The sequence below is a fragment of the Acidovorax sp. JHL-3 genome (assembly GCF_000526295.1).
Taxonomy (GTDB): Bacteria; Pseudomonadota; Gammaproteobacteria; order Burkholderiales; family Burkholderiaceae_C; genus Acidovorax; species Acidovorax defluvii.
The window spans coordinates 296,389-314,599 of record NZ_JAFU01000001.1; the positions used below are offsets into that span (position 1 = coordinate 296,389).

At 64.8% G+C, this 18,211-nt stretch carries 14 protein-coding genes; 5 read left to right on the top strand and 9 right to left on the bottom strand.

Annotated elements, in window-relative coordinates:
* Positions 1-2 precede the first annotated feature (2 nt).
* Both nirJ and K226_RS0101395 read left to right on the top strand, forming a co-directional pair.
* Positions 3-1,259, top strand: a complete 1,257-nt coding sequence (gene nirJ / locus K226_RS0101390) for a heme d1 biosynthesis radical SAM protein NirJ (RefSeq protein ID WP_024813088.1) — start codon at positions 3-5, stop codon at positions 1,257-1,259.
* The gene (locus K226_RS0101395; protein WP_024813089.1) at positions 1,252-2,916 is read left to right on the top strand and encodes a cytochrome D1 domain-containing protein; all 1,665 of its coding nucleotides are present in this window, start codon (positions 1,252-1,254) and stop codon (positions 2,914-2,916) included. Before nirJ ends, K226_RS0101395 begins: the two co-directional genes overlap by 8 nt.
* A gap of 119 nt (positions 2,917-3,035) precedes the next feature.
* On the opposite strand, the gene K226_RS0101400 is transcribed toward K226_RS0101395, so the two are convergent.
* The 9 genes from K226_RS0101400 to ruvA form a co-directional block, all read right to left on the bottom strand.
* Positions 3,036-3,761: an ABC transporter ATP-binding protein gene (locus K226_RS0101400; protein WP_024813090.1), complete on the bottom strand. Its 726-nt coding sequence runs from the start codon at positions 3,759-3,761 to the stop codon at positions 3,036-3,038.
* 175 nt (positions 3,762-3,936) lie between these two features.
* Positions 3,937-5,172: an FtsX-like permease family protein gene (locus K226_RS0101405; RefSeq protein ID WP_024813091.1), complete on the bottom strand. Its 1,236-nt coding sequence runs from the start codon at positions 5,170-5,172 to the stop codon at positions 3,937-3,939.
* A gap of 252 nt (positions 5,173-5,424) precedes the next feature.
* Positions 5,425-6,726: an efflux RND transporter periplasmic adaptor subunit gene (locus K226_RS0101410; protein ID WP_024813092.1), complete on the bottom strand. Its 1,302-nt coding sequence runs from the start codon at positions 6,724-6,726 to the stop codon at positions 5,425-5,427.
* A 33-nt stretch (positions 6,727-6,759) separates the two neighbouring features.
* Positions 6,760-7,818, bottom strand: coding sequence for a Holliday junction branch migration DNA helicase RuvB (ruvB, locus tag K226_RS0101415; RefSeq protein ID WP_024813093.1), 1,059 nt, complete (start codon positions 7,816-7,818; stop codon positions 6,760-6,762).
* Between the two features lie 244 nt (positions 7,819-8,062).
* A complete protein-coding gene (locus K226_RS0101420) occupies positions 8,063-8,869 on the bottom strand; it encodes a hypothetical protein (protein ID WP_024813094.1) in 807 nt (268 codons plus the stop codon).
* 39 nt (positions 8,870-8,908) lie between these two features.
* Entirely contained in the window at positions 8,909-11,227 is a 2,319-nt protein-coding gene (locus K226_RS0101425; RefSeq protein ID WP_024813095.1) for a filamentous hemagglutinin N-terminal domain-containing protein, read from the bottom strand.
* A gap of 76 nt (positions 11,228-11,303) precedes the next feature.
* Positions 11,304-12,941, bottom strand: a complete 1,638-nt coding sequence (locus K226_RS0101430) for a ShlB/FhaC/HecB family hemolysin secretion/activation protein (protein WP_238324186.1) — start codon at positions 12,939-12,941, stop codon at positions 11,304-11,306.
* 569 nt (positions 12,942-13,510) lie between these two features.
* Positions 13,511-14,980 (bottom strand): serine protease, encoded by a 1,470-nt coding sequence (locus K226_RS0101435; protein ID WP_024813097.1) that lies wholly within the window; start codon positions 14,978-14,980, stop codon positions 13,511-13,513.
* A 32-nt stretch (positions 14,981-15,012) separates the two neighbouring features.
* Positions 15,013-15,585 carry a Holliday junction branch migration protein RuvA gene (gene ruvA, locus K226_RS0101440; protein ID WP_024813098.1) on the bottom strand — a complete coding sequence of 191 codons (573 nt, stop codon included), beginning with the start codon at positions 15,583-15,585 and terminating at the stop codon, positions 15,013-15,015.
* A gap of 82 nt (positions 15,586-15,667) precedes the next feature.
* Between ruvA and K226_RS0101445 the strand changes: the two genes are divergently transcribed.
* From K226_RS0101445 to K226_RS0101455, 3 genes are all read left to right on the top strand, one after another.
* Positions 15,668-16,627 (top strand): PhoH family protein, encoded by a 960-nt coding sequence (locus K226_RS0101445; protein ID WP_024813099.1) that lies wholly within the window; start codon positions 15,668-15,670, stop codon positions 16,625-16,627.
* A 73-nt stretch (positions 16,628-16,700) separates the two neighbouring features.
* Entirely contained in the window at positions 16,701-17,159 is a 459-nt protein-coding gene (gene ybeY, locus K226_RS0101450; protein ID WP_024813100.1) for an rRNA maturation RNase YbeY, read from the top strand.
* A 130-nt stretch (positions 17,160-17,289) separates the two neighbouring features.
* Positions 17,290-18,030 (top strand): sulfite exporter TauE/SafE family protein, encoded by a 741-nt coding sequence (locus tag K226_RS0101455; protein WP_024813101.1) that lies wholly within the window; start codon positions 17,290-17,292, stop codon positions 18,028-18,030.
* The last annotated feature ends 181 nt before the right edge of the window (positions 18,031-18,211 follow it).

Genomic DNA, 18,211 nt, shown 5'->3' on the forward strand with positions numbered 1-18,211 from the left:
TCATGTTCCGCATCAGCCAATACATGCGCGAGCTCGCGCAAGCCCAGGCCACCGGCGCCTATCCCGCCCCTGCACGCACCCGAGGCAACGGCCAGGCGCCGGGCCCGGTGGTGATCTGGAACCTGATCCGCCGCTGCAACCTGACCTGCAAGCACTGCTATGCGCTGTCGGCCGACCACGACTACGAGGGCGAGCTGTCCACGCAGGAAGTGTTCGGCGTGATGGACGACCTCAAGGCCTATAGCGTTCCGGTGCTGATTCTTTCGGGTGGCGAGCCGCTGATGCGGCCTGACATCTTCGAGATCGCCGAGCGCGCCAAGGCGATGAAGTTCTACACGGGTCTATCGACCAATGGCACCCTGATCGACGAGCCCATGGCCGACCGCATCCAGGCCATGGGTTTCGACTACGTGGGCATCAGCCTCGATGGCCTGCGCGAAACGCACGACCATTTCCGCCGCCTCGAAGGCGCATTCGACCGCAGCCTGGCCGCTGTGCGACACCTGCACCAGCGCGGTGTAAAGGTGGGCCTGCGTTTCACCATGACGGCCATGAACGCGCACGACTTCCCTGCGCTGCTGGACTTGATGCGTGCCGAGGCCGTGGACAAGTTCTATTTCTCGCACCTCAACTACGCCGGGCGCGGCAACATCCACCGCGGCAAGGACGCGCAGTTCCAGGCCACGCGCGACGCCCTCGACCTGCTGTTCGAGCGCGCCTGGCAGTCGGCACTGGAAGGCCGCGAAGAAGACTACGTGACCGGCAACAACGACACCGACGGCCCCTACCTGCTGCAATGGGTGCGCGAACGCATGCCGCAGTGGGAGGCACCGCTGCGCGAGCGCCTCATCGCCTGGGGCGGCAATTCGAGCGGCGTGAACGTGGCCAACATCGACAACCTGGGTACCGTGCACCCCGACACCATGTGGTGGCACCACGACCTGGGCAACGTGCGCCAGCGCCCGTTCTCGGCCATCTGGTCCGACACCTCCGAGCCGTTGATGGCGGGCCTGAAAGCCAAGCCCCGCCCGGTGGGTGGGCGCTGCGCTGTGTGCCACTACTTCAGCATCTGCGGCGGCAACACGCGCGTGCGTGCCCAGCAACTCACGGGCGATGCGTGGGCCGAAGACCCCGGCTGCTACCTGCGCGACGACGAGATCGGGCTGCAAGCAGGCAGCGACGCACAGCGCGTGGCGCTGACGCCTTTCAGCAAGGGCCGCCGCACCATCGACATCCACCCGGAGAACGAACATGCATGACACCCTGCGCCGGTTTGCTGCAGGCGCCGCACACCTGGCCTTGAGCGCGGGCCTGCTCTGGATGGGCCACGGCTTGGCCCAGGCGCAGACCCACAGCGCCGCAGCTACGGCCAGCACGGCAGCCGCCAAGACTGCCGCGCCCACCACCGCCGCCTCTGCTGCCGCGCTGTACAGCGAACACTGCGCCAGCTGCCACGGTGCCCAGCGCACTGGCGGCATGGGCCCGGCGCTGCTGCCCGAGAGCCTGGCACGCCTGCGTCGCCCCGAAGCACTGAAGGTCATCCAGCAGGGCCGCGCCGCCACGCAAATGGGGGGCTTCGCCGCCACACTGGCCCCCGCAGACATTGCGGCACTGACCGAATGGATCTACCAGCCGGTCACCCCCGCACCGGCGTGGAGCGACGACGATGTGCGCGCATCGCGCGTTGAAACCGCAGGCACCAGAAACCTGCCGGCCCGCCCCAGCTGGAAGGCCGATCCCATGAACCTGTTTGTGGTGGTGGAAGGTGGTGACCACCATGTCTCGCTGGTCGACGGCGACCGCTTCGAGGTCATCCACCGCTTTGCCAGCCGCTACGCGCTGCACGGCGGCCCCAAGTTCACACCCGACGGGCGCTTTGTGTTCTTTGGCTCGCGCGACGGCTGGATCACCAAATACGACCTGTGGAACCTTACCGTGGTGGCCGAGGTGCGCGCCGGCCTGAACATGCGCAACGTGGCCGTCAGCGGCGACGGGCGCTGGGTCATGGCCGCCAACTACCTGCCGCGTACCGTGGTGCTGTTCGACGCCGATCTGAACTTTGTCAAACGCTATGACGCCACCACGCTCGACGGCAAAGAGGCCTCGCGCGTGTCTGCTGTGTACGACGCTGCCCCACGCAAGAGTTTTGTCGTGGCGCTCAAGGACATTCCGGAGGTCTGGGAGATTTCCTACGACCCCAAGGCACCGCCGATCTATGACGGCCTGGTACACGACTACAAGATGGGCGAGGCCATCGCCAAGCCGGGCTACCACGGGGTTCGACGCACGCCGCTCGATGAACCGCTGGACGATTTCTTTTTCGACCAGGATTACCGCCATGTGCTGGGCTCGACCCGGCCCAAGTCCGGTGCGGCCGACGGCGCCCCCACGGCGCAGGTGGTCAACCTCGATGTGCGGCGCAAGATTGCCGAGCTGCCGATTGCCGGCATGCCCCACCTGGGCTCGGGCATCACCTTTGCCTGGAACGGCACCACCGTGCTGGCCAGCCCGAACCTCAAAGACGGCGCCATCGACGTGATCGACATGAAGACCTGGAAAACGGTCAAGACCATTCCCACCCCCGGGCCTGGCTTTTTCATGCGCAGCCACGAGACCACCCGCTACGCCTGGGCCGACTCGATGATGAGCCCCACCGCCAAGGACACGCTCACACTCATCGACAAGGCCACGCTGACGCCCATGGCCACGCTGCGCGAACCCGGCCGCACGCTGGCGCACACCGAGTTCACCAAGGACGGCCGCTACGCCCTGGTCAGCGTGTGGGAGACAGACGGCGCCATCATCGTGTTTGACGCGCAGACCCTCAAGGAGGTCAAGCGCCTGCCCATGAGCAAGCCTGTGGGCAAATACAACGTGTGGAACAAGATCACGCGCTCGGAAGGCACCTCGCACTAAGAGCGCCTGCGGATTTTTGGTCGAATAGGCCTCTAGCGCTTATAAAGAAAGCGTTAATAGCTATCAAATAAATAGCATTGTATTGCGGCGCGGAGCAACGCTCCACCGCCCCGCTGCCCTCACACCGGCAGCGCGCTGGGCGCAGGCTCCACCCCCGCAGTGACCGCCTCGTCGCGCGCAATGCGCCCGTCGATCAGCTCCACCAGCCGGTCGCAGCGTGCCGCCAGCCGCGGGTCGTGCGTGACCACCACAAAACTCGTGCCGCGCTCGGCATGAATGCGGCGCAGCAGGGCAAACACCTCTGCAGACGAGGCGGTATCCAGGTTGCCAGTGGGCTCGTCGGCCAGCACCAGCGGCGGGTTCATGACCAGCGCGCGGGCAATGGCCACACGCTGCTGCATGCCGCCCGACAGCTCCCCCGGACGCTTGTCCATGGCCTGCGCCAGGCCCACGGCGGCCAGCAGGCCGCGCGCGTGATCGCGGTGCGTGGTGCTGACCCGACCCTCGGCCATGAGGGCGGGCAGCGTCACATTCTCGAGCGCCGAGAACGCGGGCAGCAGGTGGTGGAACTGGAACACGAAGCCCAGCGTGCGGCGCCGGCGCAAAGTCAGCGCGGCATCATCGAGCCCCTGCACGGCTTCGCCGTCCAGCCGGTAGCTGCCGGACGTCATGCGCTCCAGCAGGCCCAGGATGTTGAGCAGCGTGCTCTTGCCCGAGCCCGAGGGGCCCATCAGCGCAATGAACTCGCCGCGACGCACCTGCAGGTCGATGCCGTGCAACACCTCGGCCTCGCTGGGGCGGCCCAGGTTGTAACTTTTGCGCACGTCGCGTAGCTCGATCAACATTTTTGCATTCCATTGCGCTGCGCACCGCCCGTGGCGCAAGAAACCGGCGCCACCAAGGCCAGCGGCCCCCGCGCAAGGGCCGCCCCGCAGCGATGGGGGCGTCCCGCTGCCCGCAGTGCGCAGCACTGCGAGAGCGGGGGGAAGCGGCGCAGCCGCTCAGGGGGGTATCTCATCACTACATGCGAATGGCCTGCGCCGGATCGAGCGCCGCCGCACGGCGCGCCGGAGCCACGGCGGCCAGCACGCCACAGACCGACGCAATCAGTGCCACCTGCAATGCCATGGCGGGCGGCAGCGCAATCGAAAACAGCGGCATGCCATCGGAGCCGCGCACGAAATGGGTGAACACCCAGATCAGCGCCACCGCCAGCATCAGCCCCAGCACCGAACCCAGCGCGCCCACCACCGCGCCCTGCACCAGAAACACCCGCAGCACCTGCCCCCGCGTGGCGCCCATGGCGCGCAGGATGCCGATTTCGCGGCCCTTTTGCACCACCGACACCACCAGCACGCTGGCGATGCCCAGCACCACCACCGCCAACACCACGCCACGGATGATGGCCGTGCTGATGGATTGCGCATTCAGCGCCGACACCAGCTGGGCATTGCTCTCCTGCCAGCTTTCAATTTTGTAGGGGAGTCGGGTCTGCAGCTCGCTCGCCAGGGTCTGGGCCACCCATACGTCCTTCAAGGTCAGGTCGATCTGGGTGGCGCCGCCCGGCAGCGCCAGCAGGCTTTGCGCGGCGCGCAACGGCACGATCACGGTGCGCCGGTTGAGGTCTTTCACACCCAGGTCCACCAGCGCGGTCACGCGCACTGCGTCGCTCACCGAGCCACCCGCGCCGCTCGTCTGCACCGTGAGGCGGTCACCCACACGCACGCCCAGGTCGGCCGCCAGCTCGCGCCCCACGATCGCCTCGCCGGGCGCCAGCCGCGCACTGCCGCTGACCACTTTGGAGCGCAGCCCCACCACGCGGTCATAGCGGTCCAGATCGACGCCCATCAGCGCGATGGCTTGCGATGCCTCACCGCGCAAGGCCAGACCACTGCCCGACACCATGGGCGACACCCCGGCCACGTCGGGCAGGCGTTCCAGCAGCGGCACCAGTGCCTGCCAGTTGGCCACCGAGCGCAGGCGCTGCGCGCGCGGCTGGGTTTCGGTGAGCACGGCTGCGCCAGCCACCGGCAGTGCCGCAGGAGTCACCAGGTCATCCGGCGCCCGCAGGCTGATGTGCGCCTGGGCCCCGAGCGTCTTGGCCAGGGTGTTCGATTGCAGGCCGTTGATCAGCGCCGAGATGTAGGCAATGACCGCCACGCCCGCCGCCACGCCCACGATGATGAGCAGGGTCTGCATGCGCCCCTCGCGCAAAAAACGCAGCGCCACACGCAACTCGAAGCCGGGCCAGATCATCCTAAAAACCGCAGTTGGATGCGCCTGCCAGTGCCATGATCGGCGTGCCAGGCAAGACGCGACGAGGCAGCGCACTCCTGTGCGCAACGAGGAGCAACGCCGCATGGCGCGTCGAGCATGGTGCTGGCAGGTGCATAGCGCAATCACCCAAAAGGTGAACGTTCCAAAGAGATACAAAGCAAGTTTTCACAGGGCCTATCCAGGGATTGCAAGCGGTCAACTGCGATTTTTAGGATCATCATGGCAGTGAGCTCAGCGGCCCTTGGTGCCGCTCGGTGCAGCGCCCAAGGCGGCATCCGCCCGGCCCTTGGCACCTGCGCCTGTTGCAGGCGCCGCAGTGCCTGCCATCCATGGCACCGTGCGGGCACGCACGCGGTCACCCGCCTGCACGGCGCCGCCACGCAACACGGTGTCGCCCCCGGTCAGGCCCTCCAGCACCTCCACGGCATCCAGCGTGCGCAGGCCCAGCCGCACGGCGCGGGCTTGAGCGCGCCCGTCCTGCAGCACCAGCACCGCGCCCGTGTCGCCCGACACGGCGCCGCGCAAAGTGGCCTGGGGCAGTACCAGTGCGCTTTTGCGCCGGGCGGTCTCCACCTCGACCGAAAGGGTCATGTCCTCGCGCAGATACGCGGGCGCCAGCTGCTCCAGCGCAAATTTCACCTCGATGGCACCGCGCTGCGCATCCACCGCTGGTGCGATGGAGAGCACGCGCGCTGCAAAACGCTGGCCGGCAAAGGCATCGGCCACCACTGCAGCCTTCTGCCCCGCCTCCAACTGGTCCAGAAAACGTTCATCCACCTGGGCCACCAGCTGGGTGGGCCCTGCCAGCGCCAGGCTGAGCAAGGCCTTGCCGGGCTGCACGATCTGCCCGGGCTCGACCGCGCGCACCAGCACGCGGGCATCGGCTGGCGCGACCAGAGCAGTCTGCGCCAGGCGGGCCTGCGCCGCCACGGTGGCCGCCTGGGTCAGCGTCAGCTGCGCCTGCGCCTGCGCCACATCGGTACCGGCATCGGCATTGGCCTGCATCTGCGCCTGCGCGCTGAGCTGCTGCGCCCGCGCCACATCCACCGCCCGGCGGGCCTCGTCGAGCTGCGCGGGGCTGTAGAACCCCTCGGCCACCAACTGCTGCACCCGCGCCAGGCTGGCGTTTGCGGCTTGCAGGGTGGCGCTGGCCTGTGCGCTCGCAGCCTGCGCAGCGGTACGGCCGCTGCTGCGCAGGCCAGTCAGTCGCGCCTGCGCCTGGCGCTCGGAGGCAACGGCCTGCGCCAAAGCGGCACGCAGTTCATCCGATTCGAGCTGCACCAGCACATCACCCTGACGCACCTGCGCGCCTTCGGCCACCCGCACCTGCGCCACCCGGCCGGTGAGCGTGCTGCCCACATCCACGCGCGACAGCGTGGCCACGCGGGCCGAAAACTGCAGGGTGCGCACCAGCGGTGCCGACTGCACCACCACGGCATCGACCAGCGGCCCGCGCAACGACACGGCCCCGACGGCGACGCCCACCGCCACGACGGCAGCGGCCAGACCCCATGCGATCCAGGGGCGCTTCACAAAAAATTCCTCAGTACCATGGGTTTGATTCGATCATTCAGAAAACAGCCCCCCGGCAGCCTGCGGCGGCGTGACCCCGAGGTGCCGATAAGCGGCCAGCGTGGCGATGCGCCCGCGCGGTGTGCGCTGCAAATAGCCTTGCTGGATCAGGTAGGGCTCGATCACGTCCTCGATGGTGCCCGCCTCTTCACCAATGCTGGCGGCGATGTTATCGAGGCCCACGGGGCCGCCGTCAAAGCGATGTATCAAGGCTTCGAGCAGCTTGCGGTCCATCACGTCAAAACCCTGCGGGTCCACGTCGAGCATGGCGAGCGCCTTGTCGGCGATGGACTTGGTGATGCGGCCATCACCCTTCACCTCGGCATAGTCGCGCACGCGGCGCAGCAGCCGGTTGGCGATGCGCGGCGTGCCGCGCGAGCGCCGCGCCAGCTCAAAGCCGCCGGCCTCGTCCATGGGCGTGCCCAGCAATCCCGCACTGCGCGTGACGATGCGCGCCAGCTCCTCGGGCGTATAAAACTCCAGCCGCGCCACGATGCCAAAGCGGTCGCGCAGCGGGTTGGTGAGCATGCCCGCGCGCGTGGTGGCACCCACCAGGGTGAAGGGCTGCAGGTCAAGCTTGATGGAACGCGCCGCCGGCCCCTCGCCGATCATGATGTCGATCTGGTAGTCCTCCAGCGCGGGGTAGAGGATTTCTTCGACCACGGGCGAGAGGCGATGGATCTCATCGATGAAGAGAACGTCGTTCTTTTCCAGGTTGGTCAGCAGTGCCGCGAGGTCCTTGGGCTTTTCGAGCACGGGCCCGCTGGTCTGGCGCAGGTTCACGCCCAGTTCGGCCGCGATGATGTGGCTGAGCGTGGTCTTGCCCAGGCCGGGCGGGCCGAACAGCAGCACATGGTCGAGCGCCTCGCCGCGCTTCTTTGCGGCGCCGATGAAGATCTCAAGTTGCTCGCGCGCCTTGGCCTGACCCACGTATTCCTGCAGCAGCTTGGGGCGCAGGGCGCGCTCAATGGCTTCCTCCTGCGGCGATGCCGGAACGGCAGAGATGACGCGCTTGGCGGGCGCGGGGGCGAAGTCGTCGGTCTGGATAGTCACTTTGGCAGTTTTCCGGCTAACGTTCCACTATAGGCCACTCCAGGGGGCCAATGCCGGCGCCAATCAGTGCGCTCACGGAAAGTTGTGGCGCTGAGGCTCCTTCAGCAGGAACACAGACTTTTGCGTCAGCACCAGAGTTGTTGCCCAACCGCCCACCCGATTACTCCGGTACCCACGGGGCGAACCTGACACGCAGCCGTCGGGCCACCTCTCGGGTGCGACAGGCATACCGTCCAATGTTCCATTAATTGGCGGCGTGGTTTGCCACCGGTGCAGGCGCTGCCTGGCCTGTGGCCTGAAGGCTGGCCTCTTCCTCCACGTCGTACGAGCCAAAAACTTCGCGGGGCGATCGGATTTCGGGCAGCACATAGACAATGCCATCCGTTCCGGTAAATGCCGGGCTCACCACGGTGTCGTAAAACTTCACGGGAATATTGATACAGCCATACGAAATCCGGCGCTCTGACGGCGACGAACTGGCCAGCCTCTGGGCGCGGCGCTCCTTGGCATTGCTGGTGACGACACGGTGCATCGAAATAGCCGTGTCGTAGTCGACCCAGAGAATTTCATTGCCCTTGAGGTTTTTGTCCAGGTTGGCCACGAAACGCCCCGCGGGGGTGGTCCGTTCCTCCGGGCGAATGGCTGACATTTTTTTGGTGCCGATGCCAGGCACCGAGTGATCGCCAATGGCCAGTCCAAGCAGCGCGGGAGATTCTCCGCGCAGCATGCCGTTGGCATCGAACACGAACACCCTGGCGTCCCGCTTGTCGATGATGACAAAGGGTTTGTTCAGGTTGTCGCCTGAATCCACCACCCAATGGGCCACATGCCGCGCGTCCTTGGAGGCTTGGGTCTGTTCGAAGTTGGCGCGCTTTGTGCCTTTTGCTGCCCGCGTGGGCGGCTGCATGACCGTGGGAACGGCATCGCTGCCAATCGCCGGCACGGCCCCTTCCAACCCTGGGCCTGGCCCATGAGCAGCGTCATGCGACGCATAGGCCTGGCTGCAGATCAGCCCTGTGGCCAGCAGGCCCTGAAAAATCCTTCGGAGCATGGGGACCAATGTTTTTTCAGGGTTTCTCATCACGACCTGTTAGTTGCGTTCCGGTTTGGGTTGGCGCACGGGCGCCTGGTATTTCTGGGGTGGCGCTTCGACTGGCGCCACTACAGGCACCACAGGCACGACCACCGGCGGCGCGGGTGGTGTTGCAACGGTGATCACCGAAGGTGGCAGCGGCGCTGGCGGAACCACCGTCAAAACGTATTCGGGATGTGTAACGGCGGGCGGTCCGGGCGGAGTCCAAACAGGCGGCAATGCCGGGTTTTCCACCGGTGGAATCACGGGAGGTACAACCACTGGCGGCACCACTACCGGCGGGATCACCGGAGGCACAACCACTGGCGGCACCACCACCACCGCAGTGATATCAGCGGTTGTCTTGGAAACAGCAGGACCGCAACAAGGAACTACCAAGGCGTAAGCGCTGGCGTTAGCACCGCCGAGACTGTAACCCGTCAAGGTGACGGTCTTGTCCGTTCCCACGTTGGCACTGTCGAAATTGGCCGTGCTGCCCGGGCCTGCAACCAGCGTCACACCGAGAGGGCCTCCTTGCAGTGAAGCAACCGTTGCCGTGGTGGTTCCGTCGACCACTTTGTCTTCGGCTTGCGCAAACACCAGCATGCGCTGGGTAGGCGCTGCGCCGATGATGTTGACCGAATAATCCGTCGGCGTGGTGTACGCGACCGGGTTGTATTCGATGGTCGTGGGAGCGTTCGTCACCGTGGCTGCTGGCGCCAGCGGCTCAAAAACCACTGTGCCGCCGCCAACACCCGGCGCGCCAGCCCCATACCCTGCACTCAGCACCAGACCCAGTGGCAGACCCAGACTTTGAGCGGGAATAATGGTGGTGGTGTGGGTCAGCGTGATCGTGCCCAGAATATTGATATCGTTCGCGGCGCACATGGTGACGTTGCCGTTGGTCGTCGACAAAGCCCCGTCCAGGTTGATGTCATTCCCGGCAGCAAGCAAAACACTTCCGTTGGTCGTGGTGATGTCGGCGCCCAATCTCACATTCACATCGCGCCCACAGCAAACCTCCAGGTTTCCGTTGGTGGCGGTGATTGGCTGGTTGATGTTGACGTTTCCGTCGGCCAACAACGACAGCGTTGTCGGGGTCGAACTCGCTGTCCATGCGATGGCATTGTTGACGTGAATGTCACCGCCGCCTGCAGCCGCCGTGCTGATGGTGACGCTGTTGGTTACCAGTTGGGCTGAAAGGGTTGGGCCAGAAATGTTGTCCGTGGACAAGCTTCCAACGGTGAAGTCCTGCGGACTAATCAGCCAGGTGCCGGTAGTCCCCGACGGAGCTGCCGTAGTAAGGATCACCCCGCTCGCTATGTTTACGCGGGCAGCAGATGTTTCGATAGCCCCACCGCTCCCGCCTGTGGGCGCAGAAGCGTCCAAAGTGCCCGCTACGTTCAGCGTGCCACTTTGTGTGCCACCGAGCAGCCTGATCGTGCCGTTTTCGCCCGTGACCAGCGTCTGCGCCTGAATCACACCGGTGTTGTTGACCACATTGGCCAGCAAGCTTCCCGCCGCCTGCGTGGTCAGCAGCACCTGGCCGCCATCGGCGCGAATCATGCCGCCGTTGTCCACCAGCGCATTCAGTGCACCTTGATCTACCGTGACGTTGAGCAGCTTGTCGCCCGCCATGTCCAGCGTGACAGCCTCACCAGCCGCCAGCGCGATGGTGCCCAGCTGGGCGGCAATCACGCCTTGGTTGCTGACGTTCGCTCCCAACAGGGCAACATAGCCGCCATCGGCTGCGTTGATCGTGCCCTGGTTCAGCACCGAGCCCGCACCCGCACCCGAGAACTTGTAGTTGTTCGCCATGAAGTCGGCATCGGAGATGGCCAGGGTGGATGCCACCAGCCCGCCCACGTTCACCGATGCACCCGCCCCGAACAGGATGCCATTGGGGTTGACCAGGAACACCTTGCCGTTGGCCGTCAGGCTGCCCAGTATGTTCGAGGGATCTGACCCGATGACGCGGTTCAGCGCCACCGAGCTGCTACCAGGCTGCACAAACTGGACCGACTCGCCTGCCCGCACGCCAAAGCTCTGCCAGTTAATCGCCACGTTGGGCGTGGTCTGGGTAATCGTCATGTTTCCGGGCGCGCCACCAATGGTGGCGCTGCCAGCCGAAACCACGCCGCCCACGGGCTGGGCATGAACCCCTGCGCCACAGGCCATCATCAGGGAAACGGCCAGGATTTTCAGGCTGAAGCTGCTACCCGTACCCGCCGCTGCCGTGCAGGACGAGATTTTCTTGCCGGCACTGCGGGTGATTTCAGAAACGGCCACAAAGGTGCCGGTCTGGTCGTTCCAGATGGAGCGGTGAATGAGGTTCATGGGAATCTTTCGCGTGTTCTTCAAAAATGCGGGTTCAGTCCGGCGTCAGTGCAGGCCAGGCCTGCGCTGGACGAGGTCAGAAATATTTGACGGCCTGAATCCAGAACCGGCCCGACTTGTCGGGTGCCGAAGTTGCCAAGTCGTTGCCCAGCTTGCGGGCGTAATACGCCCTCACCAGAAAGTTGTTGGTGTCCGACCATGTCAGGCCCACGCCCGCACCACTCAGGGTCCGGCGGTTGTCACCCGTGCTCCATGGGTTCTTGTTGATGGTCACGCTGCCGGCGTCGACAAAACCAACCAGCTGCATCTGCCCGGGAAACTGTTGGGGAGTGGGGAGCCGCATCCGGGCTTCAAGCGTCAGCACATAGCCCTGGTCGGCATACGCTTCGCCTTCCGGGTAGGCGCGCACGCCATACATGCCACCGAGCTCCATCTTTTCGGATGTATCAAGGTTTTTTGAGGCGATCTGGCCGTAGATGCCGGCATACAGCGAGACCGTGTCGGTCACACTTTGCAGCCGCATGGCGCTGAAACCCAGCTTGTTGAAGTGACCGTTACTGCGCGCAGTCGTCGCGTCGAAGGCCCGTATCGCCGGGGTTTCGATGTCGATGTTGCCTGTGGACCAATTGAGCGAATAGCCCGTCAAACCGCCACGGCCCAGACCATCGCGGTGGTCGCCGCGCAGGCTTGCTGTCAACACCTGGGATTTTTTGTCTTCAACGGGTGCGTCCAGGCTCAGTGGTCGGTTGTCCTGAAACGTTTTGGCGTCAAACGCCAGGCCGGCGTACAGGTTGGTATTGCGCGAACGGATCAAGGGGTAGCTGCCGTACACGCTGGCGATCTTGGCCGTACCGGTGGCCTGCGCGTATGTGAATTCCTCGCCCAGCTCGTAGTCCAGCCAGCTATAAGCCACGCCGACCGTCGCCTTGCCAAACTGCATCTGGTAGAACGCCCGTGCGTAGTTCAGGCCGGAGCCTGACGTCAGCAGGCGCAGCGAAGCAACGTCGCCGTGCCCAGCCGCATTGTTCAGGTTCACCGTAGCGCCAAGGCGATATTCGCCGGTGTAGCGGTTGCCACCATTGTCGGCATCAATACTGCCCGTGACACGCTGACCAGGAACCACGTCAACGATCAGATCGGACGATCCGACGGACGCGCCCGGCGCCAGCGTCGAGGTAACTTTCACGCCTGGAATGTCCGACAGCAGCAACAGGCGGCTTTCCAGTGGCGCGATGGCAACCGTGTCGCCGCTGTTGAGCCCCGCCAGCTGGCTCTGAATCAAGCCGTCGGACAGTGTGCTTTGGTTGCGAACAGCCACCTGGCCGTACTGGCCTTCGATCACGGCAATGGTGACCACACCATCCTTGATTTCCTGGGCTGGCAGGTAAGCCTGCGCTACAAAATAGCCTGCGTTGCGATAACGCTCGGTAATTTTGAGCGCCATGGCGCGCAGCTCGCCCAGCGACAGCTCACTGCCGGGCGTAAACCCCGTCAGCGAAAGCAGCTCTGATTCGGGGTAAACCCGCGACCCGGTCACCTGCAGGCGGTTGACCGTGATTTTTACGGCGTCCGAAGCTTCCGTCGCTGGCGCACTGCTGGGTTCTATGCGGATGACAGGCGCTGTTTTTTGCGGGATGGGGGTCGGTGGAATCTGCTGGATCTGGCTGCCAGCGCTGGGAAGCTGCTGGGCAAACACGGTTTGACCGAGGGCCAAAAGGGCAAGCGGGAGGAATTTATTATTTAACACTGGCAGCCCTTGACATGATTGACTTCTAATTCGAACCAGCCCCGTTGAAGGGCTGGGCGATGGGGTGCAAGTGCCGAATAAATCTGGTGCCGTCTTTGATCTACTCAATCTTTTTACCGTTATCTCCATTCAATCTGTAACTTCAATAACTTGATGTAGTCCAAATGCCTGAATGCTGCAGCGCAAAAACTGACAGAACAGGCGCCCTGGCACATGCCAATACCAAGGGCCCAAGGCCGAATAGCATGTTTTCGGGGCCAATTCTCTTTTGCCGCTCCCAAGTTCACGGTCCGCACTTTTATCTGCGGACGTGCGAAGCCCTTTTGAGCCGCAAGTCCGTCGGCTGGAAGGTGTTCGATGGCGAAGGGGTGACTTGGCCGACCAGTGATGGCCGGGCATCTACGCATCTGCGGGCAATACACCGACAGCGGAGACCGCACCCTTTGGCGGGTGCAGGTGGGGGTGGTGGGTGAGCGAAGTCGTCGGCTTGAATGGTCAAGCCACACTGCGCCATTGCAGGCGAAACGCCTGCTGGCTCATGGTGCCGGTTTCAGCCAGTTCCTGAGGGCCGCCTGGAATGCCAGGTCATAGCGGCCATAGTGGTCGTATCCGGTGGGGTTCTGGCAACTTGCAGCACCGCCCAGCAATTGCCCCACCACATAGCGCTTGCTGCCAATCGGCAGGAAAAGGCTTGAGCCGCTGCTGCCGCCCTCGGTGGTACCCACACTCCAGCCCACACTCAGGAAACGCCCGTCCTGCGCAGTGCTGACTTGGCAGGTTTCAAAAGTGCAATTGTTGAACTGCTTCACCACACCCTCACTGTACTTTTGCAGGTCGCCTTGGGGGTGGTGGATGCTGAGTGCTCCGGCACCTTCGACCACTGCGCCAAAATACGAACCGGCATACACAATACCGGCCGGTGGTGCGGCATTCAGGCGCATGAAGGCGGTGTCGGTAGCCGCCTCGGCATACAGCAAGGTGGCGCCACCGTACAGGCGCTGCGCGCCCGCATTGACCTCATTGGTGTTGCAAGTGGCCGAGCGGTAGAACCAGTCGGTCGTCACGGTTGACGCGGCCGCCTGCGTGGAAACGCAGTGGTTGGCAGAAAGAAAATACGGTGTGGAACTCGACTGTGCGTCGTTGAGCAGCGTGCCGGTGCAAACGAACGCACTGCCATTTTCCACAAATATCATGCGCGCAACCGAACGGCTTTCACTGCTGGAATCGGGCCGACACGACACGTCGATATTGCAGGTGGCCGCCTCGCCCACCTTGGTCAGGCCCGATTGCGCCGCACGGTCCGGCGAAACATAAAAGTGCGACAGCGAGGGCACGGCGATGTCGAGCTGGGCCAGGTCGGCATTGGCCGGCAACTCCAGCTCCAGCGTGGTCTCGGCGCCGCCGAAATCGGGACTCCAGTAGGTGCGGGCCGCATCGCCAGTGTCTCCCGCCTGCAGGTTGCGCGCGATGGTGCCCAGCACCTCCTGGCCCGACACCTCGAACACCGCTTCACCGGCCTGTGCATAAAACCGCAGCGTGGTGCCCGCAGGCAGTGCGCGCACCAGCAGCCCCAGGCGCACACCCAGCGCACCTTGCGCTGCGAAGCTGACGGCGGCACGCTGCGTGCCGCGCTCTGTGGGGGACCACTGCAGCTGCGCCCGCAGTCCCGACGAAGTCGCCGTAGCGGCCACGCTGCGGGCCAGGCCAATTTGCTGGCGCACACCGGTGCCCTGGCTGGGCACCACTTTGTTTTTCAGGGATGGCAGCGCTGCGGACGCCAGCGGCCCCAGCCGCACCGGCGTGGCCTTTGGTGCAGCCCCGGCCGCACGCGGCAACGGGGGGGCTGCCTTGAGCGCCTTGCCCAGGGTGGGATCAAACGGCTCGATCCGGTTCGCTGTCGACATATCCGGTGCAGGCGCGTCGCCACCACCACCACCGCCGCAAGCCGCCACCACCAGCGCCACACCTGCACCGCACACCCACTGCATCGACTGTCGAAATTTCATGGCTACCCGTCCTGAATCCGTTTGGTTAGGGGTTATTTCGCCAGCGCCTTCAGCGCCAGCTTGATTCCGTCACTCACGCCGACATCCGGCGGCAAGGCCTTCAAAGCGGCCGCCGCCTCCTTGTCGTTGTAACCCAGCGCCAGCAGCGCCTGCAATATATCCACCTGGGCGTCGCTGGTTGCCTGCGCGTGCGCTCCCATGTCGGCGCCCAGTTTGCCCTTGAGCTCCAGCAGCAAACGTTCGGCGGTCTTCTTGCCAATACCCGGCACCTTGACCAGGCGGCCCGCCTCTTGCAGCGTGATGGCCTGCGCCAGATCGCCCACGCCCATGCCGGAAAGTATGGACAGCGCCGTGCGCGGCCCCACGCCCGATATCTTGATGAGTTCGCGAAACGCCTGGCGCTCGGGCTGCGTGGCAAAGCCGTACAGCAGCTGCGCATCCTCGCGCACGATGAACTGCGTGAGCAGGCTCACGCGTTCGCCCACGGCGGGCAGGTTGTAGAAGGTGCTCATGGGCACATTCACCTCGTAACCCACGCCGTGGCAGTCCAGCAGCACCTCGGGCGGGTTCTTCTCCAGCAGGGTGCCGGTCAATTTGCCTATCATGGATGTCCTTTGCCGGCGAACGCACCACCTGCTGCGCCGTCTTTCTTGCCGTGTTTTCCGTAGCCTGACTGGAATTATCCGCGTGATCCTGCGCCACACCTTCACTCCCCACAACAATACCCGGCTCACACACCTGTGCGGCCCGGCCGACGCGCACCTGCGCACCATCGAAGTGGCCCTGCAGGTGAGCATTGCGCACCGGCACGAGCAGTTCAAGGTGGATGGCCCCAAAGCCAAGGCCACCCAGGCCATGGAGCTGTTGCAGGCCCTGTATGAAATGGCCGAGCGCCCCATCACTGAAGACTACCTGCAGCTCATGCTGGCGGGCGACCAGTCCCTGGTGGAAGCGCCCGAGGGCGCCATCGTGCTCAACACCCGCCGGGCCGACCTGCGCGGGCGCACGCCCACGCAGAACCTGTACCTCGAAAATATCGCCACGCACGACATCACCTTCGGCATCGGCCCCGCGGGCACGGGCAAAACCTATCTGGCCGTGGCCTGCGCCGTAGATGCGCTGGAGCGCAGCGCCGTGCAGCGCATCGTGCTGACGCGCCCTGCCGTGGAAGCGGGCGAACGCCTGGGCTTCCTGCCCGGCGACCTGGCGCAGAAGGTGGACCCGTATCTGCGCCCGCTGTACGACGCGCTCTATGAGCTGATGGGCTACGACAAGGTGCAAAAAGCCTTCGAGCGCAACGCCATCGAAATCGCCCCGCTGGCCTTCATGCGCGGGCGCACGCTGAACAATGCGTTCGTCATCCTCGACGAAGCGCAAAACACCACGCCCGAGCAGATGAAAATGTTTCTCACCCGCATCGGCTTTGGCGCCCGGGCCGTGGTCACTGGCGACGTGAGCCAGGTGGACCTGCCCAAAGGGGCGATGAGCGGGCTGGTCGATGCAGAGCGGGTGTTGAAGCGCGTCAAGGGCATTGCCGTGACCCGCTTCACCAGCGCCGACGTGGTGCGCCACCCGCTGGTTGCGCGCATCGTGGACGCATACGACGCACCGCGCCGGGCGCCCGCCGCGCGCAGCCGCGCAGACTAGACAGGTTCCAGGTTCGCAAAAACTCCTTATTTGATAGCTGCAAGCGCTTACCCCATAAGCGCTAGAGGCATAAATGACCCTAAACACACTCTCCCTGTCGCTGCAATTCGGCCGCTTTGATGGCGTCGCCGCCCACCGCGCTGTGCTTCCGCGCCACAAGGTCACGCGCTGGATTCGCCACGCCCTGGCCACCGATGCGGAGATCACCGTGCGCATCGTCGGTGCCGAAGAAGGCCAGCAACTGAACCGCGACTACCGCGAAAAGGACTACGCCACCAACGTGCTCACCTTCGATTACACGCAGGAGCCCCTGGTGACCGCCGACCTGGTGCTCTGCGCCCCCGTGGTGGAGCGCGAGGCGCGCGAACAGAACAAGAGCCTGGAAGAGCACTACGCCCACCTGCTGGTGCACGGCACGCTGCATGCCCAGGGCTGGGACCACGAAACCAGTGCCGCCGATGCCGACGAAATGGAAGCCTACGAAACCGCCATCCTGCAAGAGCTGGGCTTTGCCGACCCGTACGCCAAATAGCGCCAGACACCAGACTGCCTGCAGCAAAGCAATCCAACCTTTTTTGCCTGCAATCAGCCGAAAATCCCCGCGAGTCTCCACCTAAGATGGCGCCAATGTGCCGGGGCTGACGCCCCAATCAAAAGGAGACATGTTGGAAACCACCCTGCTGCTCACCGCCGCCTTCATCGCCGGCGCCCTCAATGCCGTTGCCGGAGGCGGCAGCTTTCTGACGCTGCCCGCACTGGTCTTCACCGGCGTGCCGCCCGTGGTGGCCAATGCCACCGGCACGGTGGCCCTGCTGCCGGGTTACATGGCCGGCGCCTGGGGCTTTCGCGAAGACACAGCCCCGCCGCCCGGGCTTTCGATGCGCCTGCTGGTGGTGCTGTCGCTCATTGGTGGGGCCGCGGGCGCTGGGCTGCTGCTGGTCACGCCCGACGCCACCTTCCGCCGCGTCGTGCCTTGGCTGCTGCTGGCGGCAACGGCGTTGTTTGCGTTCGGCCCCTGGCTGCGCCAGAAGCTGGCGGGCGGCACACCGTCCACCGCCAAGGCCACGGTGGGCGTGCTGGCCGTGGCGGCGTATGGCGGTTACTTCAATGGCGGGTTGGGCATATTGCTGCTGGCCCTGTTCGGCCTGCTGGGCCAGACGAACCTGAATGCCATGAACGGCCTGAAAAACTGGGTATCAGCACTGCTCACCGCGATTGCCGTGGCCATTTACGCAGCGGGCGGCCTGGTGCTTTGGCCGCAGGCGCTGATGATGATGGTGGCGGCCACTGCAGGCGGTTACGGCGGCGCGCGTGTGGCGCGCAAGCTGCCTGCGCCCGTGCTGCGCTGGGGCATCGTGGCCACAGGGCTGGTGATGGCCGCCCTGTTCTTCTGGCGCCAGTGAGCCAATGCGCCGGCGTGTGCGGGCGCCGGGTCACCGCCGCGAAACACCCCGGCAAGCGCTCACCCCAATGGCCCGCGCACTGGCCACTCAGAAGGTGTGAATGAATCCGGCGTGGCCGAGCAGGCCGCAAAAACGCGGCCGATCGTGCCGCAAAGCAAGCCACAAGCTCTTGCTATGGCGA

Coding starts and splice junctions, on each gene's coding strand:
- nirJ (WP_024813088.1), top strand. CDS start 3: ATGTTCCGCATCAGCCAATACATGCGCGAGCTCGCGCAAGCCCAGGCC.
- K226_RS0101395 (WP_024813089.1), top strand. CDS start 1,252: ATGCATGACACCCTGCGCCGGTTTGCTGCAGGCGCCGCACACCTGGCC.
- K226_RS0101400 (WP_024813090.1), bottom strand. CDS start 3,761: ATGTTGATCGAGCTACGCGACGTGCGCAAAAGTTACAACCTGGGCCGC.
- K226_RS0101405 (WP_024813091.1), bottom strand. CDS start 5,172: ATGATCTGGCCCGGCTTCGAGTTGCGTGTGGCGCTGCGTTTTTTGCGC.
- K226_RS0101420 (WP_024813094.1), bottom strand. CDS start 8,869: ATGCTCCGAAGGATTTTTCAGGGCCTGCTGGCCACAGGGCTGATCTGC.
- K226_RS0101425 (WP_024813095.1), bottom strand. CDS start 11,227: ATGAACCTCATTCACCGCTCCATCTGGAACGACCAGACCGGCACCTTT.
- K226_RS0101435 (WP_024813097.1), bottom strand. CDS start 14,980: ATGAAATTTCGACAGTCGATGCAGTGGGTGTGCGGTGCAGGTGTGGCG.
- ruvA (WP_024813098.1), bottom strand. CDS start 15,585: ATGATAGGCAAATTGACCGGCACCCTGCTGGAGAAGAACCCGCCCGAG.
- ybeY (WP_024813100.1), top strand. CDS start 16,701: ATGACCCTAAACACACTCTCCCTGTCGCTGCAATTCGGCCGCTTTGAT.
- K226_RS0101455 (WP_024813101.1), top strand. CDS start 17,290: ATGTTGGAAACCACCCTGCTGCTCACCGCCGCCTTCATCGCCGGCGCC.